Annotated in this window: 18 protein-coding genes; 8 read left to right on the forward strand and 10 right to left on the reverse strand. The window is 66.6% G+C overall.

What is annotated here, in order from left to right; genetic code table 11:
- Nucleotides 1-7: 7 nt before the first annotated feature.
- Nucleotides 8-517: a hypothetical protein gene (locus tag FHW58_RS22025; protein WP_179675327.1), complete on the forward strand. Its 510-nt coding sequence runs from the start codon at nt 8-10 to the stop codon at nt 515-517.
- Nucleotides 514-891: a hypothetical protein gene (locus FHW58_RS22030; RefSeq protein WP_179675328.1), complete on the forward strand. Its 378-nt coding sequence runs from the start codon at nt 514-516 to the stop codon at nt 889-891. The genes FHW58_RS22025 and FHW58_RS22030 overlap by 4 nt, the downstream gene beginning before the upstream one ends.
- A 132-nt stretch (nt 892-1023) precedes the next feature.
- Here the strand turns inward: FHW58_RS22030 and trmB are convergent, their stop codons facing one another.
- Nucleotides 1024-1704, reverse strand: a complete 681-nt coding sequence (gene trmB, locus FHW58_RS22035; protein WP_179675462.1) for a tRNA (guanosine(46)-N7)-methyltransferase TrmB — start codon at nt 1702-1704, stop codon at nt 1024-1026.
- A 223-nt stretch (nt 1705-1927) separates the two neighbouring features.
- Between trmB and FHW58_RS22040 the strand changes: the two genes are divergently transcribed.
- Nucleotides 1928-3262 carry a GH1 family beta-glucosidase gene (locus tag FHW58_RS22040; RefSeq protein WP_179675329.1) on the forward strand — a complete coding sequence of 445 codons (1335 nt, stop codon included), beginning with the start codon at nt 1928-1930 and terminating at the stop codon, nt 3260-3262.
- A gap of 105 nt (nt 3263-3367) precedes the next feature.
- Nucleotides 3368-4747, forward strand: a complete 1380-nt coding sequence (locus tag FHW58_RS22045) for an MFS transporter (protein WP_218892847.1) — start codon at nt 3368-3370, stop codon at nt 4745-4747.
- Here the strand turns inward: FHW58_RS22045 and FHW58_RS22050 are convergent.
- Entirely contained in the window at nt 4695-5768 is a 1074-nt protein-coding gene (locus FHW58_RS22050; protein WP_229265445.1) for an acyltransferase, read from the reverse strand. The genes FHW58_RS22045 and FHW58_RS22050 overlap by 53 nt on opposite strands.
- A gap of 133 nt (nt 5769-5901) precedes the next feature.
- On the opposite strand from FHW58_RS22050, the gene FHW58_RS22055 reads away from it, so the two are divergent.
- Both FHW58_RS22055 and FHW58_RS22060 read left to right on the forward strand, forming a co-directional pair.
- On the forward strand, nt 5902-7251 hold the full coding sequence (locus FHW58_RS22055; protein ID WP_179675331.1) for a sensor histidine kinase: 1350 nt from the start codon (nt 5902-5904) through the stop codon (nt 7249-7251).
- The gene (locus FHW58_RS22060; protein ID WP_229265446.1) at nt 7248-8012 is read left to right on the forward strand and encodes a LytTR family DNA-binding domain-containing protein; all 765 of its coding nucleotides are present in this window, start codon (nt 7248-7250) and stop codon (nt 8010-8012) included. Before FHW58_RS22055 ends, FHW58_RS22060 begins: the two co-directional genes overlap by 4 nt.
- Here FHW58_RS22060 and FHW58_RS22065 read toward each other — a convergent pair.
- The 4 genes from FHW58_RS22065 to FHW58_RS22080 all read right to left on the reverse strand — a co-directional run bounded on the left by FHW58_RS22065 (nt 7992) and on the right by FHW58_RS22080 (nt 13133).
- A complete protein-coding gene (locus tag FHW58_RS22065; protein ID WP_229265447.1) occupies nt 7992-8252 on the reverse strand; it encodes a hypothetical protein in 261 nt (86 codons plus the stop codon). The two genes, FHW58_RS22060 and FHW58_RS22065, sit on opposite strands and share 21 nt — an antisense overlap.
- Before the next feature lie 40 nt (nt 8253-8292).
- Nucleotides 8293-9441, reverse strand: a complete 1149-nt coding sequence (torT, locus tag FHW58_RS22070; RefSeq protein ID WP_179675332.1) for a TMAO reductase system periplasmic protein TorT — start codon at nt 9439-9441, stop codon at nt 8293-8295.
- 102 nt (nt 9442-9543) lie between these two features.
- Entirely contained in the window at nt 9544-10470 is a 927-nt protein-coding gene (locus tag FHW58_RS22075) for an alpha/beta hydrolase (protein WP_179675333.1), read from the reverse strand.
- A 194-nt stretch (nt 10471-10664) separates the two neighbouring features.
- Entirely contained in the window at nt 10665-13133 is a 2469-nt protein-coding gene (locus FHW58_RS22080; protein ID WP_179675334.1) for a TonB-dependent receptor, read from the reverse strand.
- A gap of 234 nt (nt 13134-13367) precedes the next feature.
- On the opposite strand from FHW58_RS22080, the gene FHW58_RS22085 reads away from it, so the two are divergent.
- Complete coding sequence (locus FHW58_RS22085; RefSeq protein ID WP_179675335.1) at nt 13368-14942, forward strand: tryptophan halogenase family protein; 1575 nt, start codon at nt 13368-13370, stop codon at nt 14940-14942.
- Here the strand turns inward: FHW58_RS22085 and FHW58_RS22090 are convergent.
- Nucleotides 14939-16084 (reverse strand): MFS transporter, encoded by a 1146-nt coding sequence (locus tag FHW58_RS22090; RefSeq protein ID WP_179675336.1) that lies wholly within the window; start codon nt 16082-16084, stop codon nt 14939-14941. The two genes, FHW58_RS22085 and FHW58_RS22090, sit on opposite strands and share 4 nt — an antisense overlap.
- A gap of 132 nt (nt 16085-16216) precedes the next feature.
- Here FHW58_RS22090 and FHW58_RS22095 point away from each other — a divergent pair, with 132 nt between their 5' ends.
- Complete coding sequence (locus FHW58_RS22095) at nt 16217-17137, forward strand: hypothetical protein (RefSeq protein ID WP_218892848.1); 921 nt, start codon at nt 16217-16219, stop codon at nt 17135-17137.
- A gap of 83 nt (nt 17138-17220) precedes the next feature.
- Here the strand turns inward: FHW58_RS22095 and FHW58_RS22100 are convergent, their stop codons facing one another.
- From FHW58_RS22100 to FHW58_RS22110, 3 genes are read right to left on the reverse strand one after another with little or no spacing between them, the layout of a single operon-like run.
- Nucleotides 17221-18201 (reverse strand): alpha/beta fold hydrolase, encoded by a 981-nt coding sequence (locus FHW58_RS22100; RefSeq protein WP_179675337.1) that lies wholly within the window; start codon nt 18199-18201, stop codon nt 17221-17223.
- Entirely contained in the window at nt 18201-18578 is a 378-nt protein-coding gene (locus FHW58_RS22105; protein WP_179675338.1) for a GFA family protein, read from the reverse strand. The genes FHW58_RS22100 and FHW58_RS22105 overlap by 1 nt, the downstream gene beginning before the upstream one ends.
- A gap of 19 nt (nt 18579-18597) precedes the next feature.
- Nucleotides 18598-19008 (reverse strand): organic hydroperoxide resistance protein, encoded by a 411-nt coding sequence (locus FHW58_RS22110; RefSeq protein WP_179675339.1) that lies wholly within the window; start codon nt 19006-19008, stop codon nt 18598-18600.
- Between the last annotated feature and the right edge of the window lie 49 nt (nt 19009-19057).

The following is a 19057-nucleotide window of genomic DNA, read 5'->3' on the forward strand; positions in this document are numbered from 1 at the left end:
GTACGCCATGACCTTCGCCATCTCCCTGTTGATCATCCTCGCCACGGCGGCGGTGGTCTACGCCATCATCAAGACCAATCCGGTCAAGGCCAAGCCCTTGCCGCTGCCGTCCGGCGTGCCGTATGAGCCGGTGCTGCCGGAAAGCGCGCCGGCGCTGCACTGGTCCGACGGCGGACGGTTCATGGTGGAGGTGATGACGGAGTCGCGCTATCAGCCCACGCTGCGGGCGCTGGCGGGCGACCATGGCGGCAGCGCGGCCGCCGCGCCGTACGTGGCGACGCTGATGCCGGACGATCATAACGCCTACGAGAACGAGGCGGTGGCGGTGTTTATCGGCGGCCGCATGGTGGGTTATCTGTCGCCGAAAGCGGCCATCCGGTTCCGCGAACTGCTGCGCAAGAAAGAGGCCGTGGGCCAGTTGAGCAGCACCGACGCGCAGGTGCGCGGCGGCGCGCTGTGGCAGGGCAAGCGCCTGCAGTACGTGGTGGTGCTGGACGTGGAGCCGCTGGAAAAATGATCAGGCTCGCGGCCATGCTGATGGTGCTCGCCGCGCCGGCGCTGGCCGAACCGCTGCCGATCCACTACAACGAACGCCCGCCGCATCACTACACCAGGCAGGGCATGCCGCAAGGCGATGGCATCGAGCGGCTGCGCGCCGCGCTGGCGACGGCGAACCTTCCCTACCAGTTCCACGCCACGCCGGCGAAGCAGCAACTGGTGCTGCTGAAGGCCAACGAGCGGCCAGCGTGCATGCTGGCCTGGGTAGCCCTGCCGGGACGCGAGCGCGCCGGCAAGCTATCGGACATCATCTACGACGAGCGCCGCCTGTGGTGCACCATGGCGACGCCGGATGAAGTGATGCAGCGCCTGAACGCCGCACTGCGCCAATAACCCCCAAAGCCAAACCAAACGGGTTTGACGTTGCCTTTCTGCTGAATCCGCGGGAATCGCTAAACCCGCACTTCGTTGACAGGGGTCTGACCCCGTACGGGGTCAGACCCCATCCTCTGGGGTAAAAGCCAACTATTTTTTGGTAAAGACCAGATCCCACACGCCGTGGCCCAGCTTCAGGCCGCGATTCTCGAACTTGGTCAGCGGACGGTAGGCCGGCTGCGGCGCGTAGCCGTCGGCGGTATTGCGCAAGCCCTCTTCCGCGCTCAGCACCTCCAGCATCTGCACCGCATAATCTTCCCAGTCGGTGGCCAGGTGAATGTACCCGCCCACCTCCAGCTTCTGCACCAGCTGCTTGACGAACGGCGCCTGGATCAGACGACGCTTGTTATGCCGCGCCTTGTGCCACGGATCCGGGAAGTAGATATGCACGCCATGCAGCGAGCCATCCGCAATCATGAAGTTCAACACCTCCACCGCATCATGCTGAATCGCCTTCAGATTGGTCAGATTCTGCTCGCCGATCAGCTTCAGCAAACTGCCCACGCCCGGCGTGTGCACTTCCACGCCGATGAAATCCTTGTCCGGCATCACGCCGGCGATGTGCGCCGTGGTGCCGCCCATGCCAAAGCCGATTTCCAGCACCACCGGCGCCTTGCGGCCGAAGGCCTGTTCATAATCCAGCGCCGCCTTCTCGTACGGGATCAGAAACTTCGGCCCCAGCTCCTCCAGCGAACGCGCCTGCGCCGTCGACAGGCGGCCGGCACGCGTGACGAAGCTGCGGATGCGGTGTTCGGTCGGGTCGTACAGCATGGCCCGCGCTGGGGCGTCTTTAGGCGTATCGGAAGACATGGTCGGATTCAGCAAAAATTTATTGAGGCGGCATTATATCAGGCTTGCCAGGGCGCTTTTTCAAATCGATTGACACTCACAAGTACTTGAGGTCTAATCATCATCTGAGGCGTGAAATCGTTTTCAAACGTAGCTATGTCCTCCCCTCCGCACCCCGTTAATCCTATTAAAACGATAAAGACACATGACCGATTTCACGCAATTCCCACCTTCGTTTACCTGGGGCGTTGCCACCAGCGCTTTTCAGATTGAGGGCGGCGCGACCGCCGACGGCAAGGGTCCATCGATCTGGGACACGTTCAGCCACACGCCGGGCAAAGTCATCGACGGCACCAACGGCGACGTCGCCTGCGACCACTACCACCGCTACCCGGAAGACGTGGCCATCATGGCCGGCCTGGGCGTGGACGCCTACCGCTTCTCGATGGCCTGGGCGCGCGTGCAGCCGCAGGGCAAGGGCGCGTGGAACGAGGCCGGCTGGGACTTCTACGACCGCCTGCTGAAGGAACTGGAAAGCAAGGGCATCGCCGCCCACATCACGCTGTACCACTGGGACCTGCCGCAAGGCCTGCAGGACGAAGGCGGCTGGCTGAACCGCGACACCGCCTACCACTTCGCCGAATACGCGGCCGAGGTGGCGCGCCGCTTCGGCAACCGCGTGAAGACCATCGCCACCCACAACGAGCCGTGGTGCACCGCCAACCTGGGCTACGGCAACGCGCAGTTCGCGCCGGGCGTGGCGGATCTGAAACAGTCGATCCAGGTGTCGCACCACCTGGTGCTGTCGCACGGCCTGGCCATGAGCGCCATGCGCAAGGTCGGCAGCTCGGCCCAGCTGGGCATTGTGCTGAACCAGTGGACCGCCGATCCGGCCACCGACAGCGCCGCCGACAAGGCCGCCGCCGAATTCGAATATTCGCGCTCGGTCGAATGGTTCATGGACCCCATCTTCAAGGGCAAGTACCCGGAACTGGCGCTCAAGGTCCACGGCGACAACGCGCCGGTGGTGCAGGATGGCGACCTGGCCATCGCCCACCAGAAGATCGACTTCCTGGGCGTGAACTACTACTTCCGCGCCTTCTGCTCGACCGAAACGCCGCCGCGCCAGCCGGAGTGCAAGCTGGGCAAGACCGACATGGGCTGGGAAATCTACCCGGACGGCCTGACCGAGCTGCTGCTCAAGCTGAACGCCGCCTACGACCTGCCGCCGATCTACATCACCGAGAATGGCATGGCCAATCCGGACACCGTGATCAACGGCGAAGTGCCGGACGAGGCGCGCATCGACTTCGTCCAGCGTCACCTGAAGGCGCTGAACGACGCCCGCCTGCAGGGCGTGAACATCCAGGGCTACTTCCTGTGGTCGCTGCTGGACAACTTTGAATGGAACTCCGGCTACGCCAAGCGCTTCGGCATCGTCCACGTCGACTACGCCACGCAGAAGCGCACGCTGAAGCACAGCGCGCTGTGGTACCGCGATTACCTGGTCCAACAGCGCGCGCAAAAGCACGCCGCCTGAGCAACGCAACCGTAGTACCGCCGCCGGCCCTCGGGCCGGCGGTCCCGTTTAAGAACCGGCCGCAGAGCCGGTGCTAAACTCCACGAGGACAACGAGGACGACATTATGAGCACCGCCCCTTCCGCCATGCCGCAAGATCCGCCGGCCGCCCCGCCCAAGGCCAGCGAGCCGGTTTCCGCGCCGCCGTCGCTGCTGCGCGCCATGTTCGCGCGCGGCACGCCGATGCTGTGGGTGCCAACCGGCTACTTCGCCATGGCGCTGACCTATGTGATGCTGACCAGCGTCACCTCCATCATGTTCAAGAACCTGGGCATGGACAATGGCCAGGCCGCGCAATACGCCAGCTACCTGATCCTGGCCTACACCATCAAGCCGCTGTTCGCGCCGTTCGTGGAAATGTACCGCACCAAGAAGTTCTTCGTGCTGTGCGCGCAGCTGATCGTGGGCCTGGGCTTTGCCGGCGTGGCGCTGGCGATGTCGCTGCCGGATTACATGGTGATCATGGTGTTCCTGTTCGGCGTGCTGTCGCTGGTGGGCGCGACGCAGGACATCGCCTCGGACGGCGTCTACGTCACCGCGCTCGATACCAAGACCCAGTCGCTGTTCTGCGGCATCCAGAGCCTGAGCTGGAACATCGGTCCCATCGTCGCCTCGGGCGGCATGGTGTACCTGAGCGGCTGGCTGCACACACACTACTTCCATCACCAGGCCGGCGTGTTCGGGCCGGAGTGGATCGATTCTTGGCGCATCATCTTCTTCATCGTGGCCGCCATCACCATCGTCACCGCGCTGTGGCACCTGCGCGTGATGCCGGACGGCGCCAAGGTGGAGAACGCGCCCAAGTCCGTCGGCGAGGCGGCCTTCATCCTCAAGGATTCCTTCGTCACCTTCTTCCAGAAGCGCGACGTGTGGCTGATGGTGGGCTTCGCGTTCGTGTTCCGCCTGAGTATCGGCCTGCTGGAGAAAATCGGTCCCTTCTTCATGGTCGACCCGGTGGCGCAGGGCGGCCTGGGGCTGACCAACGAGATGCTGGGCCTGATCTACGGCACCTACGGCCTGATCGCCGTGCTGCTGGGCTCTCTGCTGGGCGGGATCTTCGTGGCCCGTCGCGGCCTGCAGAAAACCCTGTTCATCCTGTGCTGCGCGGTCAACATCCCCAACATCACCTTCCTGCTGATGAGCATCTACCAGCCGGACAGCTTGGTGGTCATCAGCGCCGGCGTGGCGGTCGAGAAATTCTTCTTCGGCTTTGGCTCGGTGGGCTTCATGATCTACCTGATGCAGCAACTGGCGCCGGGCAAGTACACCACCACCCACTACGCCTTCGGCACCGGCCTGATGGGCCTGTGCATGATGGTGACCGGCGTGGTCAGCGGCCACCTGCAGCAGATGCTGGGCTATGTGCACTACTTCTGGCTGGTGATGGCGGCGACTATCCCGTCGTTCCTGGTGACGTGGTTCGCGCCGTTCCACCACAAGGAGTAAGCGGGAACCAGGCCGCGCGCCGGCGCATGCAGGGCTGCTCGACCAGCTGGTACAGCAGCCATCCGCCGCCGACGCCGGCCAGCATCACCACCACGATCCCTGGCGCCGCGTGGCGGTCCAGCGGCATCGCTTCCCCCACCACCTTGAACAGCGGCTTGTGCGCCAGGTAGATGGCATACGACCACAAGGCCAGGCTTTCCGCGCCCGGCACGCGCACCCGCGCCAGCAGCGCGGTGGGGCTGAGCGCCGCCAGCAGCAGCAGGCTGCAACTCAGCGCCAGCAGCGTGAAGCCGAAGGCGGTGATGAACAACGTTTCGTCCTCGAAGCGGGCCAGCAGCGCCGCCGCCATCAGCAGTCCCGCCGCCAGCAGCAGGTTGCCGTGGCGCAGAATGCGGCCGTACAGCGCCGGGTGGTGGTTCTTCAGCATGGCGATGGCGACGCCGGGCAGCAACTCGTCGAAGCGCGCGAAGCTGGCGTAGTACAGTTCCTGCGAAAACGGTTGCATGCCGTGTGCCCAGCCCTGCGCGCGGAACGCCACCGCGCCCGCCACGGCCAGTACCATCGCGGTCCAGATCCAGCGCGGACGGCGCAGCAGCAGGAGCGCCAGCGGCAGGATCAGGTAGAACTGCTCCTCGATGCACAGCGACCAGGAATGGGTGAAGGTCTGGCCGTATTGCAGGCCGAAGTTCTGCGTGAAGGTGAGGAAGCGCCACAGCGGCGCGGTGTCGCTGCCGGCCAGCGTGGCGGGCAGCAGGAAGTACGCGGCCAGCAGCACGTAGTAGTTGGGCAGGGTGCGCAGCAGGCGGCGGCCGAAGAAGGTCGACAGCGGCATCGGCTGCGACAGCAGCTGGTTGCCGATCAAATAGCCGCTCAGGACGAAGAACAGGTCCACGCCGGCCCAGCCGACACGGCCCGCCTCGCCGAAATCACGGCCGCCGGCCACCACGCCGTAGTGGTACATCAGCACCAGCACAATCGCCGCCGCGCGCAAGGTATCCAGCCCGTGTATCCTGCCCCTCATTGCCATCCTTTGTGGTTGCGAAAACGCGATTGTGCCGCCGCCGCGCCGCCTTGCGCAGACCGTGGGACGAAAGCCCGGTTCCATGTGACGCAACCCGCCGGAGCCGCCAGGCACCCCTGCTATACTCGCGCCGATGACCACCGCGCCCGCCACACCCACCACGCACGCCGCTCGGACCGCTGCCTCTGCCACCGCGTCTGCAGCCGCGTCTGCAGCCGCTTGTGCCGCCGTTGACGCGCCGGCTCCAGCCGACACGCGCGGGGTGCCGGCCGACACGCGCGCGGCCCGCGAGGACGAGCCGCCGCTCGAGTCCCTCGTCCGCGAACGCGCGAGGCCACCGGGCGGCCCGGCCATCGCCGCGCCGCCGGCATCGGCATCGGCCTCAACGCTGGCATCGACGCCGACATCGGCGCCGCCGTTCTGGAGTGCCGCGCTGAAGACCGTCGCATTGAACGCGTTGGTGTGGGTGCTAATCAGCGCGGCCGGCGCGTATGGCGCGGCCAACGCCAACAGCTTCCTGCGCCTGTGGCAGCAGTGGTGCACCGACTACGTGCCAATGATGGCGCTGAGCGCCACGCTGTGCCTGGCGTTGCTGCGCTGGCCCACGCTGTTTGAGCCCTGGCGCAATATCGCCGCCTTCTTCATCGTGGTGATGGTGCTGTTCCAGCCGCTGCAATGGCTGTACGCCGACTGGGTGCGGCACGGCGGCGACATCGCCGGCATCAACCTGGAAAACCTCTACCAGTCACGCCTGCGGATGCGGCGTTTCAGCTGGTTCGTCACCGCCGCCACCTTCGCCATCATCGTCGGCATCGGCAACTGGCGGCTGGCGCGCGCGCGTGAGCAGGCCTTGCAGCGGACCCACACGCACAACCTCGAACTGTCGCTGGCACTGGAGCAGCAGCGCATGCTGGCCCTGCGCGCGCAACTGGAACCACACTTCATCTTCAACGCCCTGAACGCCATCAGCGCGCTGGTGCGCGACGGCGACAAAGCCGTCTCGCTGCAAGGCATCAGCCGCCTGAGCGACCTGCTGCGCTACGCGCTGTCCGCCAGCCTGCGCGACGCCGTGCGCCTCGGCGAGGAACTGCAATTTGTCCATGACTACACCGAACTGCAACGCCTGCGCTACGGCGGCCGACTGCACATCGACCTCCAGTGCGACGACAGCGCGCTGCACGACGCTCCCTGCCCGCCGCTGCTGCTGCAACCGCTGATCGAAAACGCCCTGCGCCACGACCTCGATGGCCACGACGGCCGCAGCGACATCCGCGTCCACATCACACGCGACCACACCGACCTGCTGATCACCGTCTCCAACCCGCTCAGCGGGCAGGCGCCGGCCAATCCCGGCACCGGCCTCGGATTGAAGAACACGCGCGAGCGCGTGATGATCTTCAACCCCGCCGCCACGCTGCACGCCGAAGCGCGCGGCGACCGCTTCTACGCCGAAATCCGCTTGCCGCTGGGAGACTGGGATTGACCCGCTACATCATCGTTGACGACGAAGCGCCCGGCCGCGCCAACCTGCGCCTGGCGCTGCAAGAACAGCCAGGCTGGCAGCTGCAGGCCGAATGCGACAGCGCCGCCGCCGCCCGCGACGCGCTGGCACGCGCGCCGGCCGACGTGGTCTTCCTCGACATCCAGATGCCGCGCGAAAGCGGCCTGGAACTGGCGCGCGAATTGGGCCGGCAGCCCGCGCCGCCGCTGATCATCTTCGTCACCGCCTACAACACCCACGCGGTCGACGCCTTCGAAGTGCACGCGCTGGACTACCTGCTCAAGCCCATCGACGACCGCCGGCTGGCGCAAGCCATCGAGCGCGCCAACGCCATGCTCGGCCTGCGCCAGCACGACGCCTACCGCGCCGCGCTGCACGGCTACGCCGCCGCCACGCACACGCAGGCGATGGACAGCTTCCACGTACGTTCGGTAGGGAACATAGAACAGGTGCGCGTGCGCGACGTGCTGTGGCTACAGGCGGCGGGAAATTACGTGGAACTGCACCTGGCGCAGCGCACGGTGCTGCATCGGCTGCCCCTGAGCCGCGTGGAGCAGCTGCTGCGGCCGGACGAATTCCTGCGCGTGCACCGCACCGCCATCGTGCGGCGCGACCAGGTGCGGCGGCTGTCTGTGGTGGGCGACGGTCGCCATGAAGTGACATTGGCCTGCGGCGCCCAGCTCGCGGTAAGCGCGCGCCACCTGCAGGACCTCAAGGCCTGCCTAGGCTTCGCCGGACAGTGAGCGCAAGTCTTCCTCGCGGATGCGGCGCTCGGGCGCCAGCACGCGGGCGATCACTTGCGGATTCAGCCCCATATTCTGCAACAGCTCCACCGCGCCGGGCGTGCCGACATCGCGCTGCACCTGCAATGCCTGCCGCACGATGAACTCATATGAATGCCAGCCAGCGGTATCCGACGTCTGCGGCCGCTGGCGCCTGTCGTGCTCCGGTATCATGATGGCCTCCTCCATGTGCATGCGCATAGATTAGCGCAAGATGGGGCCGCATGCGCGTCCGTTAGCGCTATTCCTTGCCGGGGTCGTACGACAACTGCGGCCGGTAGCCTGCCGGCGCGATCGAGGTATCAAACGGATAGCTGGCCAGGTTCTGCTGGTCCAGCATGCCCAGCTTGACCAGGACGGTGTGCGGCTGCTCCCTGGCCCGCCCCTCCAGCAGGTTGACGGCGGCGTTGATCGCCACCCGCGCCTGGCTGACGCCCTTGGTGTCGGCCGCCGCGTAGATCTGCTTCTGGCGGATCAGCTGGGCAATGTCGCAGGTCAGGTCAAAGGCCACCACGCGGATCCTGGACTCCAGTTTGGCCGCCTTGATTGGCGCCAGCGCCGCCGGCGCGCAGCCGGTGCAGCCCAGGATGTAATCGAGCCGCGCGCCATGCTTGTTCAGGATGCGCGTGGTGAGCTGCGACTGCAGGGCACTCTCGCTGTCGCCGTAGCGGATGTCCAGGATGTTGACCTCGATCGGCGCCTCCTGCGCGGCGATGCGCGTGCCATCCACCTCGCCCTTGACCCAGCCGGCGCCCATCGGCCCCGGCAGCAAGGCGATGTTGATGCTTTTCAGGCCGCGCTGCTGGGCGTCGCGGATGACCCAGCGCGTCGCCTCCATGCCCATGCTGCGCAGCGAGGTGGTCACCTTCAGATTCAGGTCCTCGCTGCGGCTGTCGTTGGCCAGCTCCAGCACCGGAATGCCGGCCGCGCGCGCCTTGGCGATCGACTGGTTGTTGGCGGTCATGCTGATCGGCGACACCACGATGGCGTCGTATTTGGCCGCGATGGCCTCGTCCATCTTGTGCAACTGGCCGTGCAGGTCGTCGTAGCCGGTGGCCGGCAGGATGTCGGCCGCCACGCCCAGCCGCCTGGCCTCGCTGATGACGCCATACGCCACGCCGCTCCAGTACGGGTCCTTCATGTGCGGGAACAGGAAAGCGATGCGCCAGCGCTTGCTGGCATGCGCGGCCGGCGCATACACGCCCTGCACCACGCGGCCGCTGGCCAGCGCGTCGTCGGCGGTGCCGTTGGCCTGCAGCGGGCGGAAAATGGAGGTGACCGGGATCGGCGCGAATTTGGCGGGCGCCTGCTGCGCCGGCGCGGACGCCACGCACAGGCCCAGCGCGGCCAGCAACGACAGATGGCGCACGCCGTGCTGCATGCCGATCATCCCCGCTTCTCCAGGCAGCCGGCGGCCGGCACCAGCGCGCCGATTACCAGGCTCAGCAGCAGAGAGATGGTCTTTCGCATAATGCTGGAATACTAACATGGGCTAGGGCAAATGCTGACGCAGGAACGCCACGGTTTTATCTACCGTAGGCTGGAGCCAGGGGTCAAACAGCCAGAACGCGTGCGGCGTGCCGGGCAGGATCAGCTCGTCGCTGGCGACGCCAAGCGCCGCCATCTGCGCCCGCATCTGCTCGCGGCCGGCGGAAAAGCGCGGCTGCCCGCTGCCGATGAACAGGATCGGCGGCATGCCGGCGTGCACGTACTGGATCGGCGAAGCGGCCTGCCACAGCGCCTTTTTCTCGGCGTAGCGGCCGCCGAACCAGGCGCCGGCCGCCGACGGGTTTTTCTTCGGGTCGTCCTCGTGGGCGAGCGCCAGCGCGCTGGTGAAGTCGGACAGGCCATCGATGTTGACGATGGCCTTGACGTCGTCGCCGGCGGTGACGCCGGCCAGCGCGGCCAGTTGGCCACCGGCCGAACCGCCGGCCAGGGCGATGCGGTTGGGGTCGAGGCCGTAGTCGGCGGCGTGGGTGCGCACCCAGCGCACGGCGTCCTGCACGTCCTGCACCGCCGCCGGATAGCGCGCCTCGCCGGACAGGCGGTAGCTGAAGGTGACGGCGGCGTAGCCGTGCTGCGTCAGGCGCAGCGCCATCGGCACGAACTCGGCGCGGTAGCCGGCTTTCCAGCCGCCGCCGTGGACGAATACCACCACGGGCAGGCGGTCGCCGGGCGGGCGGTACAGGTCCAGCTGCAGGCAGCGGCTGCCGTATTGGGCGTAGGTGAGGTCGGCGGTCTTGCGGACGCCGGGCGGCACGGTGTCGCTGGCGATGCGGATGTCGGGATAGTCGCGGACGAGCTTGGCGTAGGTGTGCGGCGCGTCGTAGGTGTTGGACGGATCGGCCGGCGGCGCCACGCACGGGGGCGCGGCCAGAACGGCGGCGGCGAGGATGGGAGTGAGGGCGGGGAATGGCATGCGCACAGTATCGCATGCCTTTGCGCATGCGGCACCCGCCAAACCCGCACATCGCCGCGGCCGGGGTCTGACCCCGTACGGGGTCAGACCCCTTCGGTTTGGGGGTGCAAGGAGACAAAAAAAACCCCTCGGACCCGTGAGGGTGAGGGGTTTAAAACCACAGACAACACTGGACTACATGAAAAACCCTGTGCTTAGAACGAGCGGCCCACGTTGATGCCGAAGGTGCGCGGCGGCAGGTACTGCGCCTGCCACGGACCATTGGCGTTCATGGCGCTGGTCTTGATCTTGCCGTCTTCGACGTTGCGCACGAAGGCGTCGAAGTACCACTTCGAATTGGCGTCGTAACGCAGACCGAGGTCGGTACGGTTGTACGCCTTCTGACGATCCGGCTCACCCAGGTTGAACACGCTCAGCCAGCTGGCGGTTTCGTAGTGGGTGCTGATGCGCGGCACCAGCGTGCCGTCGGCCAGCTCGAAGCTGTGCTGGTACTGCAGCTGCATCGCGAACTTCGGCGAGTGCGGCATGGTGTTGCCGGTCACGTCCAGGCAGGTGGCGATGCCAGGCACCGAGCACGCCGGCAGCACGTAGTCGTTACTGCCGCCGATCAGCTTCTTGAGCGTGGCGTGGGTGTAGGCGGCGGTGAACTGCACGCGGTCGGCCGGGGTGATCTTGGCGGCGATCTCGGTTTCCAGACCCCACACATTGGCGCCTTCGGCGTTGTTGGTGGCCAAGCCGCGGGTGCCGTCAGGATTGGTCACCGGCGCGCTGAACTGGAAGCCCTTGAACTTCTCGTAGTAGGCCGAGTTGTTCATGCGCACTTTGCCGCCCAGGAAGGTCGACTTGGAGCCGATCTCGAAGTTGGTCAGCGATTCCGAACCGTACGGACGGCCGCCGTCCTGCAGGCCGCCCGACTTGTAGCCGGTCGACACCGACGCGAACACCATGTTGCTCTTGTCGATGTCGTAGCTGACGCGCGCCAGGCCGGTCAGCTTGTGGTCCTTGTAGGTGCCATCGTTGTGCTGGTAGGTGGTGAAGCCGGACGACGGCGACAGCGGGTTGACCGACGGGCTCACCGGCACTTGCGGCCCGGTGGTGTCGCTGAAGCTGTTGTTGGTGCCGCCGATGTTTTCGCGCTTGTCCGAGGTGTAGCGGAAGCCGCCGGTCAGGTGCCAGGCGTCGGCCAGATTCCAGGTGGCCTGGCCAAACACGGCGCTCGAATCCACGGTTTCCTTCGGCTGGATGAACGACCCCTGCCAGCTGACGGTGCCCTGCTCGGTGCCGTTCATGATCGGGATGTCGAAGCGGATGCCGTTGTCTTCGTTGGCGTAGTACAGACCCAGCAGCCAGTCGACTTCCCGCTTGCCGGTCGACATGATCTCCAGCTCATGGCTGTAGTTCTTGTACTTGGACCAGACGGTGTTGTTGGCCTGGTAGCCCGCGCTGGCGCTGCTGGTGGCGGTGGTGAAGCTGGTGGCCGGGTTGGCGCCGCCGTCCTGGTCGAAGGTCGACGAGCCGTTGAAGCGCGAGTAGCCGGCGATGTAGGCCAGCGCCACATCGTTGTTGATCTGCCAGTCGACGCGGCTGCGCACAGAGTTGGAGTCGCGGTTGACGTTCGGCGCGGTGTCGACCAGCGCCGACCAGAAGTCCTGGCCCGGACGCTGCTGCTGCAGCAGGTTGATGTTCGGGGTGCCGCGGTCGATGTAGTGCTCGTAGGCGATGTTCCACTTCAGGTCAGCCGACGGCTGCCACAGGAAGCTCACGCGCGCGGCGCTCTGGTCCTGGGCGTTGTACTTCTGGCCGTTGCGCACGTACAGGTTCGGGTTGATCGGCTGGAAACCGATCGGGTTGCCCGGGTGGGCGGCGTTCCAGGCGGCGATCACCGGCGCGGCGGCCGCTTGCTGCGCGGCCAGCGACGGGATGTTGGGCTGCTGGTAGTCGACATAGCCGTCGTGCTGCTCGTGCACCACCGCCACGCGCATCGCCATGGTCGGGCTCAGCGGAATGTTGAACGCGCCGCGCGCGCCCAGGCGGGTGTAGTTGCCGTAGCCCAGTTCGAAGCTGCCGCTGTTGCTGCCGATTTCAGGCTTGACGGTCTGCATGTTGACCGCGCCCACGGTCGAGTTGCGGCCCCACAGCGTGCCCTGCGGGCCGCGCAGCACCTCGATGGCGTCCAGGTCGAACAGCAGCGCGGTCGCGCCTTCCGGACGCGGCGAGTAGATGCCGTCCACGAACGACGCCACTTCCGGGTCGGCGTACTCGGTCTTGGCCGAGTCGTTGCCGATGCCGCGCAGCGTCATGGTGATGACGCCGTGGTCGCCCTGGCCGGTGGCCGAGAAGCCCGGCACCAGGTTGACCACGTCCTGGATGGTCTGGACGTGGTTGTCATCCAGCGCGGCGGCGTTCAGCGCGGTCACGGCAACCGGGGTTTTCTGCAGCGAGGTGGTGCGCTTGGTAGCGGTAACGTAAACTTCGGTGATTTTGCCGCCATCGGCTGGTGCGGCATGGTCAGCAGCTGGCGCGGCCTGGGCGGCCTGGGCGGCCTGCGCATCGGCAGCGGCGGGTTCGGCGGCGTAAACGTTGGCGCCGGCCATCAGGGCAACAATTGCGAGGGAAATAGGGGTGAGCAGACGCTTCCCGGACTGCGGTACGTGCAAGTTCATAAGTCTCCTTAGCGTAGCGATCGCCGGGGGTGGGCGGTGCTACCATTTATCTTGGAAAACGATTTCAAGCGGGCTGAAAACGTTTTCTGAAATACTGAAATCGTTTTCTTTATTTGTGAAATCGATTTCATGGTACATAATCAAGTTCTTGGATGTCAATTTAAAAATTGTAGCAACGTTGTATCACCCTGCTTTTGGTAGGGTTTTTCGCTGCATTACGGAGACAAAAACGGTATGAAAACGTTACCAAAAGAGGGCGTCAAGCAGGTGCTGATCGTCGGCGGCGGCACCGCCGGCTGGCTCACGGCTTGCTTTTTAGCCAAGCAACTGGGCACCGGCGCCGACGCCGGCGCGGTCCGCGTGACGCTGGTGGAATCGAAGGACATCGGCATCATCGGCGTGGGCGAAGGCACTTTCCCGTCGATCCGTGGCACGCTGGCCACCATCGGCATCGACGAGGCGCGTTTCATCCGGGAGTGCACCGGCACCTTCAAGCAGGGCATCCGCTTCAACCACTGGGTGCGCGAACCGGGCGCGGCCGGCGCCGACCATTACTTTCACCCGTTCAGCCTGCCGAGCCAGCGCCCCGGCGGCCCGGAGCTGCTGCCGTACTGGCTGCAGGGCGCGGCCGGTCCCGGCGTGGCGTTCGCCGCCGCCGCCACCATGCAAAAGCGCGTGGCCGACGCGGCCCGCGCGCCCAAGCGCCCCGGCGACGCCGATTTCGCGGGCCCGCTGAACTATGCCTACCATTTCGACGCCGGCAAGTTCGCCGCCCTGCTGTGCACCCACGCGCAAGCGCTGGGCGTGCAGCACGTGCAGGCCACGGTGGAGCGGGTGGCGCTGGATGAGGACGGCGCCATCGGCGCCATCCACACCACGGAAGCCGGCGTGCTGACGGCCGACCTGTACATCGACTGCACCGGTTTCCGCGCGGCGCTGATCGGCGAGGCGCTGGGCAGCCGCTTCCGCAACATCAACGACGTGCTGTTTGTCGACCGCGCGCTGGCGATGCAGGTGCCGTACGACCGCCCGGACGCGCCCATCCCCTCCTACACCATCGCCACCGCGCACGAGGCTGGATGGACCTGGGACATCGGCCTGCACCAGCGGCGCGGCATCGGCTACGTCTACTCCAGCCGCCACACCGACGATACGCGCGCCGAGCAAGTCCTGCGCGGCTACATCGGCAAGGCCGCCGAGGGGCTGACTCCGCGCCAGCTGAAACTCAACGTCGGCTACCGCGAGCAGCACTGGGTGAAGAACTGCGTGGCGGTCGGCCTGTCGGGCGGCTTCCTGGAGCCGCTGGAATCGTCCGGCATCGGCCTGATTGAAACGGCGGCCTACCTGGTCAGCTACCTGTTCCCGCACGACGGCGACTTCGCGCCGGTGGCCAAGGTGTACAACCAGATGATGAGCGCGCGCTACGAGCGCATCGTCGATTTCGTCAAGCTGCACTACTGCCTCACGCAGCGCAAGGACCACGCCTTCTGGACCGACAACACCGACCCGGCCAGCATCCCCGACTCGCTGCGCGACAAGCTGGCCATGTGGCGCCAGCGCGCGCCGCACCGCATGGACTTCGTGGTGGACTACGAGATGTATCCGCCATCGAGCTGGCAGTATGTGCTGTACGGGATGGAATACGCGACCGGCTTGTACGCCAACGCCAGAACGCTGCCGCGCATGGAGGAGGCGCGCCAGGAGTTCGCCATGATCGGGCAGATGTCGCAGCGCGCGCTGGCCGACCTGCCGGATCACCGCGCCATGGTGGAACACCTGCTGCAGCGCGGCGAACGCAAGATCGCCTAAGCCCTGGCGCTGGCCGCGCCCAGCCGGGCGCTGGCGGCGATCAGCAGCATGAAGCATCCCAGGCCGCCAAAGGCCAGATTCAGGCTGGCGGCATGCGCGACGAAGCCGATCATCGCCGGCCCGGCCAGGATGCCGGCATAACCCAGCGTGGTGACCGCGCTGATGGCCAGGCTGGCCGGCATCGCCCGCTGGTTGCCGGCCGCCGTGAACAGGATCGGCACCACGTTGGACGCGCCCAGGCCAATCAGCACAAAGCCGGCCAGCGCCAGCGGCGCGGACGGCGCCAGCACCGACAGGAAGAAACCGGCCGCGCCGCACAAGCCGCCCAGCAGCAGCACGCGCTTGCCGCCGAGCGCGCGCACCACGCGGTCGCCGCTCAGGCGGCCGACCGTCATGGCGATCGCAAAGGCCGCGTAACCGAGGCCGCCGCGGCTGGCATCCAGCCCCTGCTCCACCGTCAGCAGCAGCGCGCTCCAGTCGAGTATCGCGCCCTCGGCCAGGAAGGACAGGAAGCACAGCGCGCCGATGAAGATCACCGCGCCATGCGGCACCACGAACAGCGGGCCGTCGCGCTCCGCCGCATCCGGCTCGCGCAGCAGATGCGGCGCGGCCAGCAGCAGCGACAGCGCCACCAGCGCCGAGATGCCGGCCGCCGACGCGGTCGGCGTCAGCCCAAGCAACAGCATCAGCGCCATCAGCCCGGCGCCGATAAAGCCGCCCACGCTGAACAGGCCATGAAAGCCGGACATCAACGCGCCGCCGCTCTCGCGCTCAACGATGACCGCCTGCACATTCATGGCCACATCCAGCGTGCCGATCGACGCGCCCACCGCAAACAGCGTGGCGCCCAGCAGCAGCGGCGTGGGCGCGGACGCCAGGCCGGGCACGAACAGGCAAGTCAGCGCGCCGGACACCAGCACCACCAGCCGGCAGCCGTAGCGCGCCGTCAGCACGCCGGTGACCGGCATCGCCACCAGCGAGCCGGCGCCAAGGCACAGCAGCAGCAGGCCGAGTTGCGCCTCGCCCAGCGCCAGCCGCGTTTTGGCAAACGGCACCAGCGGCGCCCAGGCCGACATGGCCAGGCCAGCGGCCAGAAAAGCAAGACGGGTGGATAAACGCTGCCGCGGTCCGACGTGATTCATGCGTGAGGGCCTCCATGGATGAGGACCACAGTATAGAGACAATCTGCACCAAGGTGGCGCATATGTGGGAGCACGAACATACCACCGCCACGCCATTGCGCATGATGAACACACCAACAATAAGGAGTCATTATGCAAACACAACCTCTGAACGCGGCGCCCGGCGTGGCGGTGGCCGCCGTGCCGTCCGGCGACGGCCATGCCTCCGGCGTCTCCTGGGGCGCCATCCTGGCCGGCGCCGCCGCCGCCGCCGCGCTGTCCTTCATCCTGCTGATCCTCGGCATGGGCCTGGGACTGTCGTCGGTCTCGCCCTATCAATACAACGACAAGCCGCTGGGCACCGCCAGCGTGGTGTGGATCGCCTTCATGCAGCTGGCCGCCTCCGGCATCGGCGGCTACATGGCCGGCCGCCTGCGCGTGAAATGGGCCAGCGTGCATGGCGATGAGGTCTACTTCCGCGACACCGCGCACGGCCTGCTGGCCTGGGCTGTCGCCACGCTGGTGACGGTGGCGGTGCTGGCCGGCGGCGCCCGCGCCGCGCTGAGCGGCGCGATCGACACCGGCGCCGCCGTCGCCAACGCTGCCGCGCCAGTGGCCGCTGCCGCCGGCGCCAGCGCTGGCGCCAACGCCGGCGCCGGCCGCGGCAACACCTACTTCGCCGACATGATCCTGCGCTCGCCGAACGGCGATGTGGCCACCGACGCCCAGCGCTCGGAAATCAACCGCATCCTGATCACCGACCTGGCCAACGGCAAGATCAGCGGCGAAGACCGCGTCTACCTCGCCCAGCTGGTGGCCAAGCGCACCGGCATGACCCAGGCCGAAGCCGAACAGCGCGTGGACCTGATCTACGCCCAGGCCTCGCAGGCCGCCAGCGACGCCAAGGCCAAGGCCATGGCCGCCGCCGAGGAAGCGCGCAAGGCCGCCGCCCACTCGGCGCTGTGGATGTTCGTGGCCCTGCTGCTGGGCGCCTTCATCGCCGCCCTGTCCGCCATTGCCGGCGGCCGTAGCCGCGATCACGCCCGCGTGCTGATCGCCCAACGCACCATCTAAGACAAGGAGAACACCATGCGCTCGATATTACTGTGGATGCTCGGCGTCCCCCTGCCCATCATCATCCTGATTGCGCTGATCCGTTAAAGCTGACCGACTTCGATCACCGCCTTGGCAAAGGCGTCGGGCGCTTCCTGCGGAGGATTGTGCCCGATGCCGCCGCCAAGCAGTTCGTGCTTGTACTTGCCGGTGAAGCGCTTGGCGTAGCTGGCCGGTTCCGGATGCGGCGCGCCATTGGCGTCGCCCTCCAGCGTAATGGTCGGCACCGAGATGCCCGGGAACGTGGCCAGCTTCGCCTCCAGCGCCGCATACTTGGCCTCGCCCGGCTCCAGGCCCAGGCGCCAGCGGTAGTTATACACCGTCACCGCCGCGTGGTCCGGATTCTCCAGCGCCGCCGCGCTGCGCTCATAGGTGTCATCGCTGAACTTCCACTGTGGCGACGCCAGCTTCCAGATCAACTTGGCGAAGTCGTGATGGTTCTTCTCGTAGCCCACGCGGCCACGCTCGGTCGCAAAATAATACTGGTACCACCACTGCAGCTCCGCCGCCGGCGGCAACGGCTGCTTGCCCTGCTCCTGGCTGCCGATCAGATAACCGCTGACCGACACCAGGCCCTTGACCCGCTCCGGCCACAGCGCGGCGACGATGTCGGCCGAGCGCGCGCCCCAGTCGTAGCCGGCCAGCGTGGCCTTGTCGATCTTCAGCGCGTCCATCAGCGCGATGACGTCGGTCGCCAGCGCGGCCGGCTCGCCGTTGCGCACCGCCTTCGGATCGAGGAAGCGGGTGGTGCCGAAGCCGCGCAGGTGCGGCACGATCACGCGGTAGCCCTGCGCGGTCAGCTTGGGCACCACGTCAACGTAGCTGTTGATGTCATACGGCCAGCCGTGCAGCAGGATCACCACCGGGCCATTGGCCGGGCCCGCGTCGACGTAGCCGACATTCAGCTCGCCGGCGTTGATCTGCTTGATGTTGGTGAAGCCAGCCGGCGCGGCGGCATGGGCGGCGGCGCCGAACAGGGTGGCGGCGGCCAGCGCGGTGGCGGCGAATGCTTGGGTGGTTTTCATTATGCGTCCTCCAGGGTAATAGTGGAAAGGCTGGCGCCATCATTGACGCCGGCGTCGAATGCGTAGGGATCGACGCCATCGAGGCAGCCGATATTCACGCGCCACATCAGCGGGTCCTTGCGCGTCTGATGGAAGGGATAGATCCCGCAATGCTTGCAGAAGTAATGCCTGGCGACGTGGGTGTTGAACTGGTACAAAGTGAGCGCATCGGTGCCCTTCACGATCCTCAGGTCGGCCGCCGGGAACAGCGGCGACATCAGCGCGCCCTTGCGGCGGCACAGGCTGCAGTTGCAGCGGCCGGCCGGCGTCAGCGCGGCGCGCACTTCAAATTGCACGGCGCCGCAGTGGCAGGACCCGTGGTAGAGATCGTTCGACATGATGCGCTCCCTTGCTGGATCAGATCAGGTTGATCTCGACGTCGATGTTGCCGCGCGACAGTTTCGAGTACGGGCAGGCCTGGTGGGCGCCGTCGACCAGCGCCTGGGCGGTGGCCCGGTCCAGGCCCGGCAGGCTGACGTTCAGGCGGGCGGCCAGGAAGAAGCCGGTATCGTCCTTGGCCAGATCGACTTCGGCGTCGACCGCCACGTCGGCCGGCAGTTTCACGCCCAGCTTGCCGGCGGTCAGGCCCATGGCGCCGATGAAGCAGGCCGACCAGCCGGCCGCGAACAGCTGTTCAGGATTGGTGCCCAGACCGTTGCTGCCAGGCGAAGACAGCTTGACGTCCAGACGGCCATCGCTGCTGCGGGCGGCGCCTTCGCGGCCGCCGGTGGTGTGGGTTTTGCCGGTGTACAGGACTTGCTTGCTCATGATGAAACTCCTTGGTGGGTTTTTAAATCGCATCCGATGGAAGCGCATG

Origin of the sequence: Duganella sp. 1224 (assembly GCF_013408245.1) — a bacterium.
GTDB lineage: Bacteria > Pseudomonadota > Gammaproteobacteria > Burkholderiales > Burkholderiaceae_D > Rugamonas.